We start from the raw sequence: 19,786 nt of genomic DNA, 5'->3' as shown, positions 1-19,786 counted from the left end.
GTTCAGGATGGCGTTTGGAGGACGGGGCGGCTTGTTCGGCGGAACGCATCGCGGGGAGGCGAGCGTTCCGCATAGGCCGCCATGGGGTTGGGGAGAGGCGGCGGCCCGGACTGTTTCGGTTTTTGCTGTTTACGTTCGCTCAGATACCGGGGCTGGGGTCATTCGCGGTATCGGCATCGGTCGGCTGGCGGGTGTCTTGCTGCCAGTTGCCGCTGGGTTGCGATTCGCCGGAGATGACCGGCCCGCTGTAAGTTCCGCTGCAACCGCAATCGCCGCCATAACCGGCCGAAGTCATCTCGCCGCCACAACAACTTCCGTAGCTGCTAAACCCATCGCATGGCGAGCAGCACGGGTCGCACATTACAGGTGGGCAAGGGCAGGGGCAGCATGGCACGCACTGCGGCGCGACCATCTGCATCTGTGGCTGCACCACTTGCGGCTGCATGACCTGTGGCTGAATGATTTGTTGAGGCTGCACGTACTGCGGCTGGATGCACTGCTGCTGCGGCACAATCTGCGGCGTCGCCACGACGGGCGTTGCCACGATGGGGGCCATCATAGGAGCAGCCGCCGGGGCACGCGAGCCGCACCAAGCTCCGGGGCAAATCGTGCTGCGAACGCGTCGGCAGCAACTGGTACAACCGCTGAAGCTGGAGACCAGCAAGCAAGCGGCCAAAAGCACGAGAGCGCGTTTCATGGATCGGGTATCTCCTTGCCTGCTGGGGGGAGGCCCTGGGGATGGCAGGGCAACGCCGGTGGTCGGCTGGCAGTAGGCGGAAGGTGGGTGTTCGCACGTCGGCGAACGAGTGGGGAGGGACTCTGGGGCGGGGCGACCACTGCGGGCAATTGGCACTCCATCGGGGAGCGACAACCAGCCTGATGTGGCGTCAGGGAAACGTACCCCACGCCCCGCGTGGTGCAAACGCAACAGATGATTTTTTTCAACATCTTGAGAAGCCCCTGCCAGCACCCTCGGCAAACCTCCCGCGATCGGTACAATCTTTGCAATCGCTAGGGTCGATTGTTCGCTAGCAGAATCTATACAGGCCGAAGTTCCCGTTCGATTGCACCTCCCCCGACTTGGTGTGGTGCTAAAGGGTAAGGAAATCCGATGCTTACAGGGTCCGTTTTTGCCGCCTTGCACTGCCTGCCCACCATGCGTGCCCCCGCCCTCCACCGCCATATTGCACTGGCTGTTGCCACGTGCGCCTTGCTCGCCTTTGCTCCGGCTCTGTACGCAGAGTCGATTTCGGGCGTGCGCGTCCAGGACGAAGTGTGGGAGGTGAATGTTCGGCCCGTCGCCTGCTCGACGAGCGAGAACGTGATCGCCGAGCGTCTGGAAGTTCGCCAGTACGCGGTCGACGAAAGCGGCAACTGCCGTCGCTGGGTGAATACCGACCTCGCGCAATTGTCCGCAGCGGCTGGCGATGGCATGGTGACCGTGTTCTACGTGCACGGCAATAAGGTCGATCCCTCGATGGCCCGCGATCGATCGCTTCGCGTGTACCGCACGCTGACTGGCTACGCGACGGACGACCGCCCCGTGCGGTACGTAATCTTCTCCTGGCCCGCTTCGGAAGTGAATGGCCTGCTCCGCGACTTCCGCGTGAAAGCCGTTCGCACTCGGCCCGTGGGCTGGGAGCTCGCGTGGGTGCTGAACCAAATGCCCGTTGACGCGAAGATCAGTCTGATTGGTTACAGCTACGGCGCGCGGATCATTGGCGGTGCGATGCACGTGCTCGCCGGTGGTGATCTGAGCGGTGCTTCGCTATCGAGCACCGGGCAGCACGCTCCGATGCGAGTGGCATTCATCGCCGCCGCGACGCACTCTAATTGGTTTGGCCCCAACGGCTATCACGACCTGGCGATGCATCAGATCGACCGCGTGATGATGCTCAACAATCAACTCGACCCTGCGATGCGGCACTACGATCTGGTCGAGACCAATTGTAGCCCACAGGCGATGGGCCTCTGCGGTCCGACCTCGCTCATCCCCGGCGCTCGCGAGCAGGTGCAGTGCTTCGACTGCACGAACTGCGTGGGAAAGTCGCACGACCTGTTCGACTACATGTCGACCGGTTCGACGATTGCCACCATGTGGCAGCACGTAATGTTCATGAATTGATAGCGAGATTGTGGGAGGGGTCTCCGACCCCGAGTATCGGGCTCGGAGAGCCCTCTACAGATGTCCCTGCTGGCAGCACCGAACGTGGACGGCACGGCTCCGTTGTGCTACGCTCGGCCAGCATGACCGAACGACTTGCTTACTTCAACGGCCAATGGATCCCTGAGCCCCAAGTGTCGATTCCTTTGGGCGACTTGGGGTTCACCATGGGCATCACCGTCACCGAACGTCTGCGTACGTTTGGTGGCGAGCTGTTTCGCAAGGAATCGCACCTCGCCCGGATGCACGCTTCGCTCGCTATCATCGGCCTCGATGCGGTTGCTATCACCCGTGAGCTTGATTCAGCGATCGATCAGTATCTCGACCTCCATCGCTCGCAGATCGGGCCCGATGACGACTGGGCAGTCGTGGTGTTCGTAACGCCGGGCAGTGGCGCGGGGCCGACGATTTGCGTGCATGGCTTGCCGCTACACTTTGCCGAGTGGGCCGATCAGTTTGACGACGGCGTGCACGCCTACTTGAGCGAGCATCGCCAAGTGCCGCCGAACTGCTGGCCGGCGGAGCTCAAATGCCGCAGCCGTATGCACTACTACTTGGCCGATCACGAAGCCCGCGCGCGAAGGCCACGGGCTCGGGCGATTCTGCTCGACCAGGAAGGATTCGTCGGCGAGGGTTCGACCGCGAACCTGGTGACGTACGACCGCGAGTCGGGCCTCGCCACGCCGCGAAGCACCAAGGTGCTGCCTGGTGTGAGTGTTGCCGTCATCGCCGAGCTCGCCGCCCAGCTAGGCGTCCCATTCGCCGAACGGGACATCACCATCGACGAACTCCGCTCGGCTGACGAAGTCTGGTTCACCAGCACGTCGATTTGCGCGCTGCCTGTCGTCTCGATCGAGGACCGTCCGGTAGGGTCTGGCAGTCCGGGGACGGAGTACTTGCGATTCCTTGCGGCGTGGTCGTCGCTCGTAGGCATCGACATTCGTGGCCAAGCTCAGCGTGCTCGTTCATGAATGTCCTGCGAGCCACCGATCTGACTCGGCGCTACGGTACGCGTGTAGCCGTTGACCAATTGAACCTTGAAGTGGCGCGAGGCGAGATCTTCGGCTTTCTTGGCCCCAACGGTGCCGGGAAGACAACCACCATTCGAATGCTCATGGGCCTAATGCGGCCCGATGGCGGACGGGCGGAGATCTCGGGCCGCGATTGCTGGACCGAAAGTGCCGCGGTGAAACGCGAGGTCGGCTACGTCCCCGGCGATCTGAGGCTCTATCCCTGGATGACGCTCCGCAATGGCCTCAAGATCGTGTCGCAGGTACGCGGCAAAGATCTAACGACCGCCGGCCATGACTTAGCTGAGCAGTTCGAACTGGAGCCAACGCTCCCCGTTCGCAAAATGTCGCGAGGCACTCGACAGAAGCTGGGCCTCATTCTGGCGATGGCCCACCAGCCGCAGCTATTGATTCTGGACGAACCAACTTCGGGGCTCGATCCCTTGATGCAATCGGTGCTTGGGAGTCTGATCCGCAAAGGCGCGGAACATGGGCAGACCATTTTCTTTAGCAGCCACACGCTCAGCGAAGTCGACAGCCTATGCCACCGAGTGGCCATCATTCGGCGGGGAAAGATCATTGTCGACGAACCCCTCTTGGCGATCCGTGATCGTGCGCCGCGAATCGTAGAGCTGATCTATCGAGATGCACAAACTGCAACGGGCGTGACGCTCCCCGCGTTCCTCACCGAACGGGAGCAGTTTGATGCAACCATCACCTGCAGGCTCGAAGGGCCGGCGAAGCCATTGCTCCAGTGGGCCTTCGAACAACCGCTCGTCGACTTGCGAGTAGGCCGGCCCGATTTGGACGCCTTGTTCCATTCGCTCTATCACCAGGTGGAAGGAACCGCGTAGTGCGAGGGCTATTGGGAAAAATTTGGCGCGAGGTGTGGGTGGCGACGCTCCTCGTTGGCCTCGGACTACTTGGCGTCAACATGATGCTGACGTTTCTGCTACCCAAAGTGCAGGAAGGAATCGGCGACATGCTCGATCGACTTCCGATTACCAAGGCGATGCTCGGCGCGCTGCTGGGTACCGACGTCGGCGAACAGATTGCGGCCCAAACCATGACCGCTGTGCTGTGGGTGCATCCGATTGTGCTCGCCCTCGTCTTCTTCCAAGCGATCAACCTATCGACCCGCCTCCCCGCTGGCGAAGTCGACCGAGGTACCATCGACTTCCTGCTGGGCCTACCCGTGTCGCGCCGGCAAGTGTTTTGGGCCGAGGTGTTGGTGATGATGGCGACCGGCGTGCTGCTGATCGTGATGGGTTTCGTCGGGCATCGACTAATGGTGCCCGCTATGCCAGCGGAGATGCGGCCTTCGCTACGCGCGGCGGCGATCATCTTGGTGAACCTCTACTGTGTCTACCTGGCCGTTGGCAGCGTCGGGTTTCTGATTTCGTCGCTGAGCAACTACCGCAACCGAGCGATGGCGGTGATCTTCGCGCTTGTCGCGGGGTCGTTCCTGTTGAACTTCGTGGCCCAGCTTTGGCCGGCCGCCAAGCCGTTCGCGCCGCTGGGCATTCTCGAGTACTACCGGCCGGCGCTCACGCTTCAGTCGAACGTATTCCCGTGGAGCGACCTCGTGGTGCTGCTGGCGATATCGGCGGTCTCGCTACTTGCGGCCAGCGAGATCATGGCCCGCCGAAGCCTGTGCACCACTTAACCGGCGATCTAAAGCGCTGAGAAGTAGTTCTCGACCGCCATGTCGAGGCAATCGTTGGTCACCTCGGCAGGCAGTTCGTGGACGTCGCAGTAGTTGCGAATCTGCCTTAGAAGGTCTCGCGGGTGGCAGAATCGCATCGGGCGGCTGGCGCGGTGATAGTGGGCTTCGATTAAGTAGTCGATTGCCTGGGGCGTACACGCAAACCGGGCCTTCGCCGCGAGCATGGCGAACAGCGCACGAAACTCCTCTTCGGTCGGATCGGCCACTTCGATCTTATACGGAATTCGTCGCAAGAATGCCTCGTCGACCAAATCGCGGGGTTCGAGGTTGGTGGACAACACGAAGAGCATGTCGAAGGGGACTTGGATCTGCCGCCCGCTTGCGAGGTTCAGGAAATCAAAGCCTTTCTCCAGCGGCACAATCAAGCGATTCAAAATGTCCGTGCTGCTGACGCGCTGACGCCCGAAGTCGTCGATCACGAGCGCCCCGCCATTCGCTTTCATGTGCACTGGCGCTTCGCTGATTCCGGTTGCCGCGTTGTAACTAGTGTCGAGCTGCGCAAGAGTAAGCTCTCCACCCACCACAACGGTTGGTCGGCGAATTAGAATCCAGCGTCGATCGAATGCCTGCCCATCCAGCGGCGATAGGTCCACTGGTTCGTGGCAACTCGGATCGTACAAACGAATCAGGTCGCCGCCGACGTGAACCATCCGCGGAATCCACAGGTATTCGCCGAACGCGTCGCAAATTCGCTCGGCAATGGTGGTCTTTCCATTCCCCGGATTGCCGAACAGAAACATGCCACGCCCGTCAGCAATCGCCTGGGCCAGACGGCTGAGCATTCTCGCTTGGAGCTTCAGGTCGGCGAATGCTGCGGCAAGTTGGTCGAGGCGAAGCTTGGTGTTTTGAATCGATTGGTGCCGGATCGCTGCTTGGTAAGCCGCCAGCGGTACCGGGGCGGCGCCGACGTAGTTCGATCGAGCCGCATACTGTCGGGCACGATTGAATCCGGCTTCGGTCAGTTGGTAGAGGTAGTCACCCACGCCAACCGACTGCTTGATGCCAACCAGTAGCTCCTGGCGCAAGTGCTCTAGCGAGGCGGAGACCAAGCCGCGAGGCAAACAAAGCTGCGCGGCGGTTTGCCCGCCCGACTGATTGCCATGCTGAAGCAGTTGTTTCAGCACGAGCGCTTCGACGTCCGACTCACTAAGCCCTGCCTCGGCCAGCGAGCGGGGTTCACGCGGGGGCGCGGGAAGGCGAGTGGGAGATGCGACTGCGGGTGCCGGAGCGACGACGACCGTATCGCCGTTGAACGTAGCGGTGGAACTTAAGGACGATAGCGCGCTCATGGCATCTTCGCTGCTGGCAATCCGACAATGGCGAGCCCACCTCCTGGCGGGCTTCTCACTAGTGATAGAGTGCGAGCGCCACGCGAGTAGTCCACCAGGGGGGTACAATTTCAGCCACAAATGCTTCGGCTTTCCGTCGCGATACCAGTCCGGCAGGGATGGAAGGACGTGGGCGGGTCGTGACGGCGGTGTGGAGAATGCCGACTGGAGCCGAAGGGACGAGCGAGTTTAGGCCATCTGCGTCAGGCGAAACACCGTTATTTCCGGTGAACACAGGAATCGCACTCTCCGCGTGTAGCCCAGGCCGCGACCGACATACAGGGTACGTCGATCGTCGAGCTTCACCTCGCCCGCCGTATAGAGGCGATTGCGGATCGGGATGATGGGTGCCCCGAAGTAGGGCAGGCGACACTGCCCGCCGTGCGTGTGGCCCGCGAGGATCCATCCGCGATAATCTTCCCAGCCCGCGTAGTCGACTGTGTCGGGATTGTGCGTCATGGCAATCGCCGGGCGCGAAGGGTCGTACTCGTCGAGCGCAACCCGAATGTTGAACCGCCCCGCCATCCATTCGTCGCAGCCAACGATCTGCAAACCGTCGTATTCCATCCGTTGGTTTCGCAATCCATGAACACCCATTCGGCCGAGCTGTTCAAAAAGACTGCTCACGACGCCGTGCTGACTGACGAACCGGCAATAGTCGTGATTGCCCGGCGTAACGACGATGCATCGCTGGTCCGGATCAAGACGGTTGAACAAGGAAAGAACGGATGGAATCTGTTCGGTTGCTTTCGCCGTCATCAGGTCGCCGGTGACAAGCACCACGTCGGGATCGAGCTCAGCCACCTGGTCAAAGGCTCGCTCCAGGTAGGCTTGGTCAACGACGCGGCTCACGTGGATGTCAGTAAGATGCACCACTCGTTTGCCAGCAAGGTTTGCCGGCAGGTTTGCTAGCGGCATGTCGCGCTCGACGATTTCGAGCCAGTGCGGTTCAATCCGCCACGCGTATAGGCCCGCCACGCCCGCAACGGCCGCTGTCCACCGGCCGGCGGAGCGGAGGAACCGCCTGCGGTTGACTTTCCTTGGGTCGGGCGACATGGTGGACGTCTTGCGGGTAGAATGCCTGCGACAGCGAGTGCTTTGCCGGCCACACCCAGCGTTAAGCCGCTAAAGCAGCAGTAGATTATCGGTTACACAGACTCGAGGGGCAACAACCCGGTGGAAACAACTCCCGTTCTACGTGGCATGGCGGCCAGGGTTCGATCGATGGGGACAATCCGCTCGATTCTGGTGGCGCTGGTCGTCGGAATTATGCCGACCGCCGGCTGCATGAAAGACATCCCCTACGACGCAACGGCTGAGAATTCGGCCTCCGAGTCACCGGCGGCAGAAGGCCAACCTGCTGGCTCGAATGTCCCCATTCCCGAAGCCGAACCAGGCGAGGTCGACCTATTCGCCAACGTGCCGACGAAGGAGGAGACGCCACCGGCTGCCCCACCTGAGACGGAGCCAGCCAACGAATCGGACCCAGCGCCCGAGCCGATAGCCCCTCCTAGCGAGAGTCCCAAGCAAACCGAAGAGGAATTCTTCGACAGCGTGTTCGGCCCCCGGTCCACGGACAAGCCAGCAGAAACTACTCCGGAGCCTGAACCGAAGCCCGAGCCAGAAGCAGAAACGCCGCGAACACCAGAGCCACTGCCAGCGACCGGATTGCCCCCAGGCACGCCGGTGCTCGAAGTGAAGCCGATGGAATTGCCGTCCGTAGCGCCCGCGAAGGAGAAAACAGAAGAGCCGCTGCTGCCGTGGCTCGTGACCGAAGAGGAGAAGCCCGTAGAGACCCCCGCGGCCTCGCCAGCGAATCCACCCGTTGAGACGCCCGCCACGGACACCGAACCGCTGCCCGTGGCGGAACCGGAAACACGCGAGGAGCTTCCGGCGGTAGCTTCGGCCGCGCCGCTCCCTTTTGAAGCCGAGCCGCCGAAGACGGCACCCATAGAGACCAAGCCCATCGAGCCCAAACCGATCGACTCCCGCGACCTGACTTGGCGGTTGGCTTCGCGGCTCAGTTACTTGTTGCTTGCGCCCGACAGCGATGTCGCTTCGGTCCGACAGGAGTTGGAGCCCGTTGCGGCAGTGCTTGCCCTCGAAGTGCCCAACTTCACGGTGACCGAGGTAGGTTCGCCCGAGCAGCTCAAACAGTTACTCGCCGTTGGTCGCGCGATGGGCGAAGAAGCTTCTGAGAAATACGGACCCAAACATGCAGCGCTCGTCGAGATCGCCTTCAAGAGCAACTTGCTACTCGCCGTCGCCGAAGAGCGACCGCAGTTGCGTCACGGCATCAATGGCTCGGTGTCCGCCGCGGCCGTGCGAGCCGGTTTGCCAGAAGTCGTGTGGAAGCCATTTCAAGATGAAGTGGCAGCGCACGACGACGCAGCAAGTTTGACCGAGGCGGTGTTGCGACTGCACAACGACGTGGGGAAGTACTTCGAAGATTTGCCCGTCGCCGATCCCCAATCCGAGCCTCCCGTGCTCCGCTAGTTCTCGTCAACGAACCCCACGAGGGACAGGATGTCCGACGCCACCGTTGAGCCAACCGCGACACTTTCGAGCGAACCCTGGTACCGGGGCCCGCTTGCACTCGGACTACTAGGCTCGGCTCTATTGGTCTTTGCTCAGCCGCTGTGGAGCTGGGGGTTTCTAGCGTGGGTCGCGCCGCTGCCGTGGATTTACTTGGCCACGCAATCGCCGCTCGACGGCCGGCGACCCTACCTCAAGCTATGGCTCGCGGGCTTCGCGTACTGGTTCTTCGCGATCCACTGGATTCGGCTCGCCCATCCCGCCACGTTCTTCGGCCTGCTGTTACTGGCAGGTTATTTAGGCATTTACGTTCCGCTGTTCGTGTACGCGACGCGGGCAGGCGTCCGCAAGCTGGGAGCCCCCGTTTGGCTCGTTGCACCCATTGTGTGGGTCGCGATCGAGTGGCTCGAGGCGCATTTGCTTGGCGGTTTTTTGATGGCGGCGCTCGGGCATACTCAGATCGAGCAAACCAAGCTCATTCAAATCGCCGACCTCGCCGGAGCTTACTTAGTCTCCGGCTTGGTGATGCTCGTATCTTCCGCGGCGAGCGAGCTCCTGTTCCTCAACAGGCGGCGCGAGCGCACCGCGGCGTGGCGGCAACCGATCGCGGTTATCGTTGCGACGGCGGCGATCCTGGGCGCCGATTGGTACGGCGACCAACGACTGCGAGAGCTCGAACTCCCGGCCGACGCACCGACTCGAAGGATTGCGTTGATCCAGGGCAATGAGCGAGCCGTCTGGACTGCCGACCCCGATCGCGATCAACGAGTGATGGAGCACTACATCGAGCTCACGCGCAAAGCTCGCACGCAAATCGATGCGGAAGGAGTGCCGGTTGATCTCTTTGTGTGGCCTGAGGGGGCGTTTCGCACGCCGATGGTGACCTTTGCCCCAGGCATCTACGAAGAGGAAGCCAAGCAAGCCGACGAAACCATTCGCAGCGACCTCGCGCAACTTCAGAAAATCGCCGGCGCGCCGCTCCTCTTGGGCTTCGATCGCGTTCATTTCGGCTCGGAAGACCAACCAGGGAGTGTCTACAACTCGGCGGTAGCGGTCGATGGCGAAGGCGTGGTCCTCGAAACTTACGCCAAGACGCACCTTGTCATGTTTGGCGAGTACGTCCCCTTCGGAACTTGGTTTCCAGCCATCTACAGTCTGTTTCCGATTGGCGGCGTGACGGCCGGCGAGGGCCCCGCGGCGTTCGTCATCGACGACGTCTGCTACATGCCGACAATCTGCTACGAGACCGTGATTCCCCACGTCGTACGGTCGCAAGTGGTTGAGCTGGCTCGCGAGGGGAAACGCCCCGACGTATTGGTGAACGTCACCAACGACTCGTGGTTCTATGATTCCAGCGAGCTGACGATGCACCTGGTGTGCAGCCGATTGCGGGCCATCGAGTGCCGGACGCCGCTGGTGGCGGCCGCCAACGGCGGGCTATCGGCCAACGTCGACCGATGTGGCCGGTTGCTAGCGGTCAGCCAGCCGATGACCCCCCAGGTGCTGCTGGTCGACGTAGTGCCTGGCGGGGCAGAATCGACCTACCTGGCCCATGGCGACACCTTCGCCATTGCGTGCTTGGTTGTTACGTTATGTCTAGTCGCGACGGGGTGGTTCGTCCGTCCCAAATAGCCCCCGGGGCTATCGAACACGTCGCCTACAAGCCCGCCCACCAGACGCCTTACGGCGTCCGCTCGCCACAAGTCCCTCGATACTTCGCCATGCCCGTCGTTCTCTCGCTCCAAGATGCCTACAAACGCTACGGTGGCCAACAACTGCTCCGCGGGGCAAGCTGCGCCCTGACCGATGACCAGAAAATTGGCCTTATCGGCCGCAACGGCGCCGGCAAGTCCACGCTCTGCCGCATCTTGCTTGGTGAGGAAGAACTCGACGCGGGCGAAGTGATTCGCAGCAAGAAGCTCCGCCTTGGCTACCTCCGCCAGCACGATCCGTTTCTCGAGGGCGAGACCGTCATGGGCTTCCTCACCCGCGACAGCGGCCAGCCCGACTGGCGGTGTGGCGAAATCGCGTGGCAGTTCGCGCTGGCCGACTCGATGCTCGACAAACCGGTCCGCGAGCTCTCCGGCGGTTGGCAGACACGCGTGAAGCTCGCCGCCCTGTTGCTGCACGATCCGAACCTGCTGATTCTGGACGAACCGACGAACTTCCTCGACCTGCGGACGCAGATGCTCCTTGAGCACTTCCTGCGCGCGTTTCGCGGTGGGTGCTTGATCGTATCGCACGATCGCTCGTTCCTGATGAAGACCTGCACCCACACGCTCGAAGCGTCGCGGGGCGAACTCACCATGTATCCCGGCAACGTCGAGTCGTACCTCGCCAACGTCGACGAACGCCGCGAGCACGACATGCGCGTCAACGCGGCCACGCTGGCCAAGCGGAAGCAACTCGAGACGTTCATCGCGAAGAACCGCGCCAACGCCAATACCGCGAGCCAGGCTCGCAACAAGGCCAAGCAATTGGAGCGGTTGGAACTGGTCGAAGTGACCGGCGACGAAGCCCGCGTCGCGTTCAGCTTCCCCAACATCGAACCCCGGCGCGGTCCTGCGGTGCGGACCGAGAACGTCGCGATTGGTTATCCCGACCGGCAAGTGGCCGAAGATATTCGCATCGAAATCGAGCACGGCTCACGCGTCGGCATCGTGGGCGACAACGGACAGGGGAAAACGACGTTCCTGCGGACGCTTTGCGGATCGCTCGAACCAGTGGCCGGCGAGATCAAATGGGGCTTCGGCTGTGAAATGGGCGTCTACGCCCAGCACGTCTACACCTCGCTCAACGCCGACAAGACGGTGATGGAGTACCTGGAGTACGAAGCGGCGGTCGATCGCACCACGCAGCAAATCAAGGACATCGCCGGAAGCTTTCTCTTCAGTGGCGATGCCATCAACAAGAAGATCAAAGTACTAAGCGGCGGCGAGCGGGCCCGTCTGGTAATGGCTGGCCTGCTGCTGCAAAAGCACAACGTCCTGATGCTCGACGAACCGGGCAACCACTTGGACGTCGAAACCGTCGAAGCCTTGGCCGACGCGCTGGAGCGTTACAAGGGCACCGTGATCTTCACCAGTCACGATCGTCACTTCATGCAGCGAGTCGCTACCGACGTAATCGAAGTCCGCGAAGGTCGCGTGGTGATCTATCCGGCTAGCTACGACGACTACGTCTACCGCGTGCAGCGAGAAATTGACGAAGGCCTGCGGAGCGAAGCGGCCGCCCATGGCGTGGCCGACAACAACGCCGCCGACCGCAAGGCGAACGCCCGCGCGGACCGCGATGCGCAGAAGCGTCTCAAGAACGTGGAACGCAAAATCGCGAAGCTCGATGGCGATCGTAAAGAAGCGAACGAGCAACTGCTAAAAGTCACCGACGCCAAAGAAGCGCAGAAACTCCACGCGCGAGTTGCCGAGATCACGACCGAACTCGAATCGCTCGAACACGAATGGCTCGAGCTTTACGAAGCGAGCGAAGGGGCTTAATCGCACCGCTCTGCTAGTCCGTTAAAAATGCCCCAGGCAGGATTCGAACCTGCGACCTGCGGTTTAGGAAACCGTCGCTCTATCCCCTGAGCTACAAGGGCCAATTGTCGGGCTGTCCGCCTCGCGGCCCCCTCGCCGGAGGGCATTCTCTCACGCAGCATCTCGTCCGGCTGGTCATTCTAGCTTAGTGCGTTACGGCGGTCGAAGGGTAATCGACTAGCCCTTGTAGGCGGACGGAAGCTCCTACAGCCCCCCGCCCCAGCGGGCAGGTGGACCAGCAGTTCCAGAGAATAGATTCCGGTTGATCAGAATTTTTTACGGGAATTACATTGACATAACAGTACTGGCCGGCTACAAATAATTTTGTTAATTCAGTACTTTATGTTGGGTCGGCAGCTGGGTGATTCGACGGGACCGGATGGTCCGTAAGGTCGACCGCTCTTCTCTCTCGATCCTCTCCACTTTTCCTCGTCGTTATCTGATCGCTGGTGCAAGGAGCTTACCTATGGGCCATTCCTTCGAGGGTAGGTCCGCGAAGTCCGCAGGGCGCAGTCGGCCTCAGTGGTACCGTAGCCGTGCCTTCACTTTGGTGGAGCTGTTGGTGGTGATCGCCATCATCGGCATCCTGGTGGCGCTGCTGTTGCCAGCCGTTCAGGCTGCCCGCGAGGCGGCGCGACGAACGCAGTGCTCCAATCAACTCAAGCAGCTCGCCCTGGGCACCCTGAACTACGAATCGGCTCGCAAGCAATTTCCGCCGGGAGCCAAGTCGTCGAACAACCTCTCGTGGCGTTGCTACATCTTGCCGTACATCGAGCAGCAGGCCATCTACGACGAACTCGATGGCTACGGTGGCTTCGAAGATGGTGGCACGGCCCGCGACCCCGGTGGTACTGGCACCAACTACGGGAGTAAGCGAGCCAATTTCGTAGCCCGACACAAGATCGACAGCTTCTTTTGTCCCTCGTCGCAAGAGACCGCGGTGAAACAATCGTTCTGGATCGACAATCGTACGGTGCCTACTCAAACCTGTCATTATCTGGGCGTCGCAGGCCCAGTCGGTAAGAATCCCGCGGATGGTCAGCTCTACCCACAGGCCTTCACGACGGACACCAACGGCTCTAGTGCCCTCAACTACGGCGGATACGGTCTGAGCGGTGTGCTTGGAATGAACTACAAGGTGCGATTCAAAGATATCACCGATGGTTCTTCCAACACTTTGATGATGGGTGAACTCAAGAGCGGTTCGCAAAACCCCTGGACCGCAGGGTGCATGATCAACGGCAATCTCGACCCCATCAAGAACAACAACGTGAAAGCCACAACAACGCGTGCCTATGGCGGAATCAAGAACATCCGGCTTGCCATCAATACGGAATGGGCGGATCAGGATAACGACAACGAGATGGCGTTTAGCAGCGAACATCCCGGCGGCGCGCTGTTCGCGTTGGCGGATGGCAGCGTTCGGTTGATCACCGATGACATCGCCATGGTTACCTATCTGGCGGCTGCGTCACGAAACAATGGCGAGCCTTTTCCACTCGGCGAATAGAGCACCGGCAACAACTAATCTAACCATCCACATCGGCTGTTATTGCAAGGGCGGCAATGCAACGAGAGCTTCGGCGGTTCCACTACCACGGCATTTGCTACTGGCACATCGCGTTGGTGGCGCTCGCGTTGACTGTTGGGTGTGAGAAGAACGATGGCCGTGTCCATCTTTCTGGCCCCGTGACATGGAAGGGGCAGCCTGTCCCTGAGGGCTACGTGCTCTTCAATCCCGATGTGGCCGCCGGCAACATCGGGCCGCAGGGCATGGCGCCCATTAGTAATGGACGCTACGACACACGCGCCGAAGGGGGTCGCCCGATCCCCCCGGGGGCGCTCGTTGTCAGTATTGCGGGCTTTGATGGACAGAACCGAAGCGAGGATCAATCGCGCGGAAATCGGATGTTTATGCCGGCGGAGGTTAAGGTCAACGCGCCCGCCGAAGGGGGCGAACTGGAACTGGTCGTTCCCGAAACGGCCGAAGCCTTGAAGTAGGCCAGGGGAGGCGTAGCGAACAGAACGCCGGCGGTAGATGTGCAACTTGTCTTTTAACTTCTTTTGGGAGGCGTCTAATGAGAAAACTACACTTCCTGCTGGTCGCATTGGCAATTCTCCACATTCCATGCGGCGTCGGCAAAGCTGCCACGCTGACGGTCACTAGCGATCTGTTAATTCAGCTCGATGGAACCAATACAACTCTCGTCTCCGGCGGGGTGCAGGAGTGGAACAACCAAGTCTCCGTCGCCGGATCTCCGGCATCTTTCACGGCTCCCGCCTCTGGGAACCGGCCGGCTCTCCTCACAGCCGAAACCATGCCGAACGGTTCGCAGCACAATGTGCTCAGTTTCTCCAAAGGCGGGAGTGGCACCAGTGCACCAAGCATCAGCACGGGCGATCACCTAGCCGCTGGCCCGAGTGTTGCGTTCAATGATCTCAAAACGCTGACAGTCTTCACCGTCTTCAAAACCAACTCGCTTGCTCCGGCTGGTAACTCGGTAGGTCAGAAAGAGCAGGTCGTATTCGGGTCCAACCATTTCGTACCCTCAACTGCTAGTAGCACCATTGGCTGGAGCCATACGATCGAAGACGACTTCGATAGTGCCGCCACCGGCGATCAGCCCGCCCTCATGCCGCAGTTTCGGCAATCGGGAGCTCTCAACGAGCCATTCACGGACCCCGACTTGGCACCCGCTTCGGTTTCTCCGGCAACGTGGTACGTCGTTGCGTCGCGTTTCAACGGCTCAGAAGTTGACGTGAACGGGCTGTCGGCGTTCTCAACGACCTCCATGGTGCTTACGCCAGGTACGTCGCCAAACTCCTTAATTACTGCCGTGAAGTCGAGGACGGCCATGGGCGAACATGAATGGACGGACCACGTTCGTTTCACCATCGGCAAGAATCCGGCAACGTCCGGCGGAAGCAGCACTCGTGGCTTCCTCGATGGGCAGATCGCCGAAATCTTAGTGTACGGCGATACGCTCAGCGAAGCCGATTTCAACGCCGTTTCAGGCTATCTGGCGCAGAAGTATCTCATCCCCGAACCGGCCACCAACCTCTTGCTCCTAGCGAGTTGCCTACTAGGAGCGGCCTTTGCGTGCCGTCGGGGAGTACGGCCAAGTTAATCGCCGAGCCCTCGCGGTCGTTTACGGGGCCAATTCATTCCTAGAAAACCCTCGATTCGAAACTACTCAGCTTTGCTGCCCAAGAAGAGGAAGAACCTACCTATGAGATTCTCGATGTCACGTCTGGCACTCGCGCTGATGCTGCAGTGTCTATGGGTGTCCGTTAGCATGGCCTCGCTGACGGATGGATTGCAATTATATAGCTCGTTCGACGCTGTCGACGTCAGTGGAGGCAACCCAACCGCAGGCGCGACTGTCCGCGACCAGGGAGGTACGACGCTTCAGTATGGAACTGTGCTCAACACCAACCCTGCGGCCCCGTTGTCGCCGGCTCCCATCACCTTGGTGGATTCCCCTATCGGCCAGGCGATTAGTTTCCCCGGGCTTTCCGGTGCGACTAGCACCGATCGCAGCGTTAACTACGGCAGTGTGTTCGGCATCGGGACCGGCGATCAATCCGTTTCCTTCTGGTTTAATGTCGATACCAGCGCCCCGCACGACCAAATCCTAATTAGCCACGGCGCCAACGGGTCCACGGCAGCAGGCTGGTCGATCACCGCCATGGGCTTGGACCGAATTCGCATGGTCATCGGCCCCGGCGGCACCTCCGGCGAGAATGTGCAACGCAACACGGCGGACGGCTCGCTGCTCTCCAACACCTGGTACCACGTCGCCCTTACGCTAGGGAAAGACGAGAACGGCGTCGGAATGGTCACCGGCTACTTGAATGGGGACAGCAGTGTCTTCACCGGTTCGGGTGGCGATGCGAATAACAACCTGGCTGCTGGGTACAACATCGTCCCCAGTGCCAGCAATCCGTTATTCGTCGGGCGGCGCGGCACAACGAATACGCCCACACAAGGTATGATTGACGACCTGGCGATCTGGGACCGTGCACTGACGGCGAGTGAAGTTCAGCAGATCTACCAAAATGGATTGATGGGCATTGGGCTCGATTCGACTTCCTACAGCGACTGGATTTCCACTGCCAGCTCAGACTGGGGGGTAGCCGAGCATTGGTCATCAGGAATGGTTGCCTCGTCGCAAAGCAACTTGCGTTTCAGCGGCAACGCCGGTGCCGTTCAAAGTGTGAGCATTGCGGGTGCACCGCGTACCGCCCAAGTTCTCTCCTTCACCGGACCGCAGAGTAGCTTCTCGATCGACAATTTGGATAGCACCAATACTTTGACCGTCTCACCCCAGTTCGTGAGTACTACCGACGTCGATCTATCGGTAGCTTCTGGCATGGAGGTCAGCATCAACGGCACCGGGTACCGTGCTTCGAACGGAACCGAAGGCGACTTCAGGCTGGCCGGACATTCGTCGTCCAATTTTTACGTGATGGACATCGAGGAGAATAGCACTCTCAACATGAATGCGACCATGTCGCAATCGTCAGCAAGTGGCACGACTCGATCTACGAGAATCGTGAAGACGGGGCAGGGCACCTTGGTATTTAGCCAGCCTCAGAATCTCGATCTCCGCCCAAGTGGAACTCATCACGGCGGGTACGTTGTTGACGAGGGAACTTTGCAGTACGCGGTCGACGGGGCACGCGGAAACGCGGCCGCTCCGGTCACCGTGAACTCCGGGGCTACCCTCGAATTCCACAACGCAGGGTTCTGGGCGAGTGTCGCTACTCCCGGCGTCTTTGACGCCGCTTCAGGCAATCGCAGCCTGCTGACGATTAATGGGCACGGCGTCGATGGCAAAGGCGCTATTTACAACAGCGCCGGCCACAACACCCTTGCCTCGGGTGGCAATACATCGACAGCCGCGTTTGGAGTCGGAATTGGTGCCGGTCTGATGTTCGTTGCTTCGGATTCCTCGATTGGCGTGGCGGAGGATACCAGTCTCACGCTGAGCCACGGGATCTCGGCCCATCTGGGTCTGGGCAATGATGGTAACTACATCGAGGGTACGCCGGGCTCGCTCACGAAAGTGGGGGCCGGAACTCTTGTCTTCGATGCCAACAACAATTCTGCACGCAATGGATACAGTGGCAACATCATCGTCAACGAAGGAACGTTCCTCGTAACTTCCCCGACGACCGCCACGACAGGCGTTACTGCCGTGCGAACATCGGGCACCGCCCAGTTCAATCTGGATGACGTCTCTGTTGCCGCCAATTTGCGTGTAGGTCAGCCTGTCACCATCACCGCGACAAACGGCGATTCGACCCTCGTGGATACCGCCGTGATCGCCGGCGTCGTTGCAGGTAGTCCTACCATTCGTCTTTCGGAAGCCATCGTGGGTGGCAACGCCGGCGCGTCGCAAGACCCACCGGTCTACGATACGGTTACCTTGACGTTCGGCGCGGTTCCTTCAGCCCTGAATGCCAGTCCCGTGACCGTCAACAGCAACGGAACGTTCGGCGGCACCGGTTCGGTGCTCGGTTCCACGGTCACGGTCAACGGAGGCACGATCGCCCCGGGAACCAGCATCGGCGAACTCACCGTGGGGGCAATGAACCTCGGCGGTACGCTCAGCGTCGAGTTCGGCAACAACGATATCGATAGCCTCGTGGTTGCTGGTAACTTGGATGTGACGGGAGCGACGTTCGACTTCTCGGCGGTAGGTGCGCTCGCCAATGGGACTTACGAGTTCCTGAGCTATGGCTCGCTCAGCGGCAACCCGGCATCGATCGTTTTCCAAGGTCTTCCCGCAACTTTGTCGGTGATCCACAATGCCGCGCTGGGGACTTTCTCGCTCGTTGGTTCGAGCGGTGGCGAACTCATTGGCGACTACAACGGCGATGGCTTTGTAAACTTGGCCGACTACACGGTCTGGCGCGACACCCTCGGCGCGACTGGTGCGGGTTTGGCCGCCGACGCCAATGGCGACCAGATCGTTGATGGGCTGGATTACGGGCTCTGGAAGTCCAATTTTGGCCGAAGCTCGGGAAGCGTTTCCGCGCTGGCTGGCAACGCCGTTCCCGAGCCATCGACGATGCTAATGACCGGGCTTGTTCTTCTCACCGCTGTGGCAGCAAGTGGTGCGTTACGTCGCCGCTGCTAGAAGCACCCTTCTAGCGCGGCGGAAGTGCAGGGAGCGATCTCCAGCCTCGACTGAGGTTGGAGACGCGACCTGCGGTGCAAATCGCGGAGGTATCAGGGTTGTTTCCGGGCTTCAGATCGGTGCATCAGGCGTTCGGTCGGCAGAGGCGTTGATTGACGGCGGTCCGCAATGTCGTTAAATTCGGCCGTATTCCTTACGGCCAGGCGACGGACAGACTCCATCGGCATCGCAGCGAGAACGCACCCGCAAATGTCAGAGTTCAAGACAAGGACGCCCCAGATCGTCGATCTGGCCGAGCGACTTATTTCTGACATTGAAGCCCGCAAGCTCAAGCCAGGCGATCGCTATCTGACGACCGTTGCTGCATCTCGAATGCTCGGCGTTGGCAACGGCGCGGCCAATCGCGCTCTTCAGTTACTTGAACGTCGGCAGATCATCGTCCGGCAGCAACGTCTTGGGGCCTTCATTGCTTCGCTCCCTAGCGAGAGTCCCACACCGCTGCTGCAGCGCGTTCACTTCTTGGTACATCAAAACTACTTGGCGACCGAAGGGGTCGGTAGCGATTTGGTGCTACTCGGGATGCAAGAAGAGTTGCCCGGTGTGCCGGTGCAGTTTAGCTTTCTGCCCGAAGACAATGCCCATGGGCATGTGCAAAATCTTGTGGACCGAGCACTCACCGGCAAGTCCAAAGATGGTTTCGTACTCGTCCGCGCCCCGTACGAAGTGCAACATTTGATTTCGAACTTGGGAGTTCCCTGCGTCGTCTACGGCGGGCTCTATCCGGGCATCGAGGGCCTCTGCCGCATCGATCGCGATATGGGTGGAATCGGAACGCTTGCAACTGACTACCTGCTCAAGCGGGGGCACAAGCGAATCGCCTTCTTGTCGCGGCAGATGGCACTGCCCGGTGACCACGACACCATGGACGCGATACGCGAACGAATGACCGCGCGCAAACTGCTTGCGAACGCCATCGTCGAGCGATTCTTGCCGACCGCCGAGAGTGCCTGCGAAGCCGAGGTCGGACGCCTGCTGGACGCCAAGAATCCTCCCACGGGATTCATCTGCCGTGCCAAGCGGATGGCCGATGGTGCGATGGCCGCTTTGGAGAAGCGAGGGCTTCACTTAACCGAGGGCTACGACATCGTCCTGTGCGACTATCACTTGGGCGTGGGACAGAGCCCCGAGTACGTTTATCCCCGCCCGCTTTACTCGCTCGAAGAGCAGGGTCGGCACATCGCGCGAATGCTCGCCGAACGGGCACGCGGCGAAGAGTGTCAGAACGAGGTGATCCCCGTCATCATCGACGATTCGGCCGTGAAGGGCTGAGTGCTGCTCGCTTTT

General features: G+C 60.6%; 15 protein-coding genes and 1 tRNA gene. 12 read left to right on the top strand and 4 right to left on the bottom strand.

The window, feature by feature from the left end; all coding sequences use genetic code 11:
• Positions 1 to 139: 139 nt before the first annotated feature.
• The gene (locus SH292x_RS18165; RefSeq protein ID WP_442482437.1) at positions 140 to 697 is read right to left on the bottom strand and encodes a hypothetical protein; all 558 of its coding nucleotides are present in this window, start codon (positions 695 to 697) and stop codon (positions 140 to 142) included.
• A gap of 459 nt (positions 698 to 1,156) precedes the next feature.
• Between SH292x_RS18165 and SH292x_RS18160 the strand changes: the two genes are divergently transcribed.
• The 4 genes from SH292x_RS18160 (at position 1,157) to SH292x_RS18145 (ending at position 4,840) form a co-directional block, all read left to right on the top strand.
• Entirely contained in the window at positions 1,157 to 2,125 is a 969-nt protein-coding gene (locus SH292x_RS18160; RefSeq protein WP_442482436.1) for a hypothetical protein, read from the top strand.
• 122 nt (positions 2,126 to 2,247) lie between these two features.
• A complete protein-coding gene (locus SH292x_RS18155) occupies positions 2,248 to 3,135 on the top strand; it encodes an aminotransferase class IV (protein WP_442482435.1) in 888 nt (295 codons plus the stop codon).
• Entirely contained in the window at positions 3,132 to 4,028 is an 897-nt protein-coding gene (locus tag SH292x_RS18150; RefSeq protein WP_442482434.1) for an ABC transporter ATP-binding protein, read from the top strand. The genes SH292x_RS18155 and SH292x_RS18150 overlap by 4 nt, the downstream gene beginning before the upstream one ends.
• An 11-nt stretch (positions 4,029 to 4,039) precedes the next feature.
• Entirely contained in the window at positions 4,040 to 4,840 is an 801-nt protein-coding gene (locus SH292x_RS18145; RefSeq protein ID WP_442482433.1) for an ABC transporter permease subunit, read from the top strand.
• A gap of 8 nt (positions 4,841 to 4,848) precedes the next feature.
• On the opposite strand, the gene SH292x_RS18140 is transcribed toward SH292x_RS18145, so the two are convergent.
• Positions 4,849 to 6,189: an AAA family ATPase gene (locus SH292x_RS18140; protein WP_442482432.1), complete on the bottom strand. Its 1,341-nt coding sequence runs from the start codon at positions 6,187 to 6,189 to the stop codon at positions 4,849 to 4,851.
• Between the two features lie 228 nt (positions 6,190 to 6,417).
• Positions 6,418 to 7,284, bottom strand: a complete 867-nt coding sequence (locus tag SH292x_RS18135; RefSeq protein WP_442482431.1) for a metallophosphoesterase — start codon at positions 7,282 to 7,284, stop codon at positions 6,418 to 6,420.
• Between the two features lie 168 nt (positions 7,285 to 7,452).
• Between SH292x_RS18135 and SH292x_RS18130 the strand changes: the two genes are divergently transcribed.
• The 3 genes from SH292x_RS18130 to SH292x_RS18120 all read left to right on the top strand — a co-directional run bounded on the left by SH292x_RS18130 (position 7,453) and on the right by SH292x_RS18120 (position 12,257).
• Positions 7,453 to 8,724, top strand: a complete 1,272-nt coding sequence (locus SH292x_RS18130; protein WP_442482430.1) for a hypothetical protein — start codon at positions 7,453 to 7,455, stop codon at positions 8,722 to 8,724.
• Between the two features lie 30 nt (positions 8,725 to 8,754).
• Positions 8,755 to 10,395 carry an apolipoprotein N-acyltransferase gene (lnt, locus tag SH292x_RS18125; protein ID WP_442482429.1) on the top strand — a complete coding sequence of 547 codons (1,641 nt, stop codon included), beginning with the start codon at positions 8,755 to 8,757 and terminating at the stop codon, positions 10,393 to 10,395.
• A gap of 89 nt (positions 10,396 to 10,484) precedes the next feature.
• A complete protein-coding gene (locus SH292x_RS18120; protein ID WP_442482428.1) occupies positions 10,485 to 12,257 on the top strand; it encodes an ABC-F family ATP-binding cassette domain-containing protein in 1,773 nt (590 codons plus the stop codon).
• Positions 12,258 to 12,285: 28 nt separating this feature from the next.
• Here the strand turns inward: SH292x_RS18120 and SH292x_RS18115 are convergent.
• Positions 12,286 to 12,358 (bottom strand) — tRNA-Arg (locus SH292x_RS18115).
• Positions 12,359 to 12,762: 404 nt separating this feature from the next.
• On the opposite strand from SH292x_RS18115, the gene SH292x_RS18110 reads away from it, so the two are divergent.
• The 5 genes from SH292x_RS18110 (at position 12,763) to SH292x_RS18090 (ending at position 19,771) form a co-directional block, all read left to right on the top strand.
• A complete protein-coding gene (locus SH292x_RS18110) occupies positions 12,763 to 13,806 on the top strand; it encodes a DUF1559 family PulG-like putative transporter (RefSeq protein ID WP_442482427.1) in 1,044 nt (347 codons plus the stop codon).
• Positions 13,807 to 13,862: 56 nt separating this feature from the next.
• Entirely contained in the window at positions 13,863 to 14,297 is a 435-nt protein-coding gene (locus SH292x_RS18105; RefSeq protein ID WP_442482426.1) for a hypothetical protein, read from the top strand.
• 77 nt (positions 14,298 to 14,374) lie between these two features.
• Complete coding sequence (locus tag SH292x_RS18100) at positions 14,375 to 15,424, top strand: hypothetical protein (RefSeq protein WP_442482425.1); 1,050 nt, start codon at positions 14,375 to 14,377, stop codon at positions 15,422 to 15,424.
• 114 nt (positions 15,425 to 15,538) lie between these two features.
• Positions 15,539 to 18,442: a LamG-like jellyroll fold domain-containing protein gene (locus SH292x_RS18095; RefSeq protein ID WP_442482424.1), complete on the top strand. Its 2,904-nt coding sequence runs from the start codon at positions 15,539 to 15,541 to the stop codon at positions 18,440 to 18,442.
• Positions 18,443 to 18,691: 249 nt separating this feature from the next.
• Entirely contained in the window at positions 18,692 to 19,771 is a 1,080-nt protein-coding gene (locus tag SH292x_RS18090; RefSeq protein ID WP_442482423.1) for a substrate-binding domain-containing protein, read from the top strand.
• Positions 19,772 to 19,786: the final 15 nt, after the last annotated feature.

The organism is Aeoliella fuhlenseeensis (assembly GCF_052161615.1).
GTDB lineage: Bacteria > Planctomycetota > Planctomycetia > Pirellulales > Lacipirellulaceae > Aeoliella.
The sequence above is the reverse complement of the archived record's forward strand: the minus strand, read 5'-3'. Positions and strand labels throughout refer to the sequence as shown.

Coding starts and splice junctions, on each gene's coding strand:
- SH292x_RS18165 (WP_442482437.1), bottom strand. CDS start 697: ATGAAACGCGCTCTCGTGCTTTTGGCCGCTTGCTTGCTGGTCTCCAGC.
- SH292x_RS18160 (WP_442482436.1), top strand. CDS start 1,157: ATGCGTGCCCCCGCCCTCCACCGCCATATTGCACTGGCTGTTGCCACG.
- SH292x_RS18155 (WP_442482435.1), top strand. CDS start 2,248: ATGACCGAACGACTTGCTTACTTCAACGGCCAATGGATCCCTGAGCCC.
- SH292x_RS18150 (WP_442482434.1), top strand. CDS start 3,132: ATGAATGTCCTGCGAGCCACCGATCTGACTCGGCGCTACGGTACGCGT.
- SH292x_RS18140 (WP_442482432.1), bottom strand. CDS start 6,189: ATGAGCGCGCTATCGTCCTTAAGTTCCACCGCTACGTTCAACGGCGAT.
- SH292x_RS18135 (WP_442482431.1), bottom strand. CDS start 7,284: ATGTCGCCCGACCCAAGGAAAGTCAACCGCAGGCGGTTCCTCCGCTCC.
- SH292x_RS18130 (WP_442482430.1), top strand. CDS start 7,453: ATGGGGACAATCCGCTCGATTCTGGTGGCGCTGGTCGTCGGAATTATG.
- lnt (WP_442482429.1), top strand. CDS start 8,755: ATGTCCGACGCCACCGTTGAGCCAACCGCGACACTTTCGAGCGAACCC.
- SH292x_RS18120 (WP_442482428.1), top strand. CDS start 10,485: ATGCCCGTCGTTCTCTCGCTCCAAGATGCCTACAAACGCTACGGTGGC.
- SH292x_RS18110 (WP_442482427.1), top strand. CDS start 12,763: ATGGGCCATTCCTTCGAGGGTAGGTCCGCGAAGTCCGCAGGGCGCAGT.
- SH292x_RS18105 (WP_442482426.1), top strand. CDS start 13,863: ATGCAACGAGAGCTTCGGCGGTTCCACTACCACGGCATTTGCTACTGG.
- SH292x_RS18100 (WP_442482425.1), top strand. CDS start 14,375: ATGAGAAAACTACACTTCCTGCTGGTCGCATTGGCAATTCTCCACATT.
- SH292x_RS18095 (WP_442482424.1), top strand. CDS start 15,539: ATGTCACGTCTGGCACTCGCGCTGATGCTGCAGTGTCTATGGGTGTCC.
- SH292x_RS18090 (WP_442482423.1), top strand. CDS start 18,692: ATGTCAGAGTTCAAGACAAGGACGCCCCAGATCGTCGATCTGGCCGAG.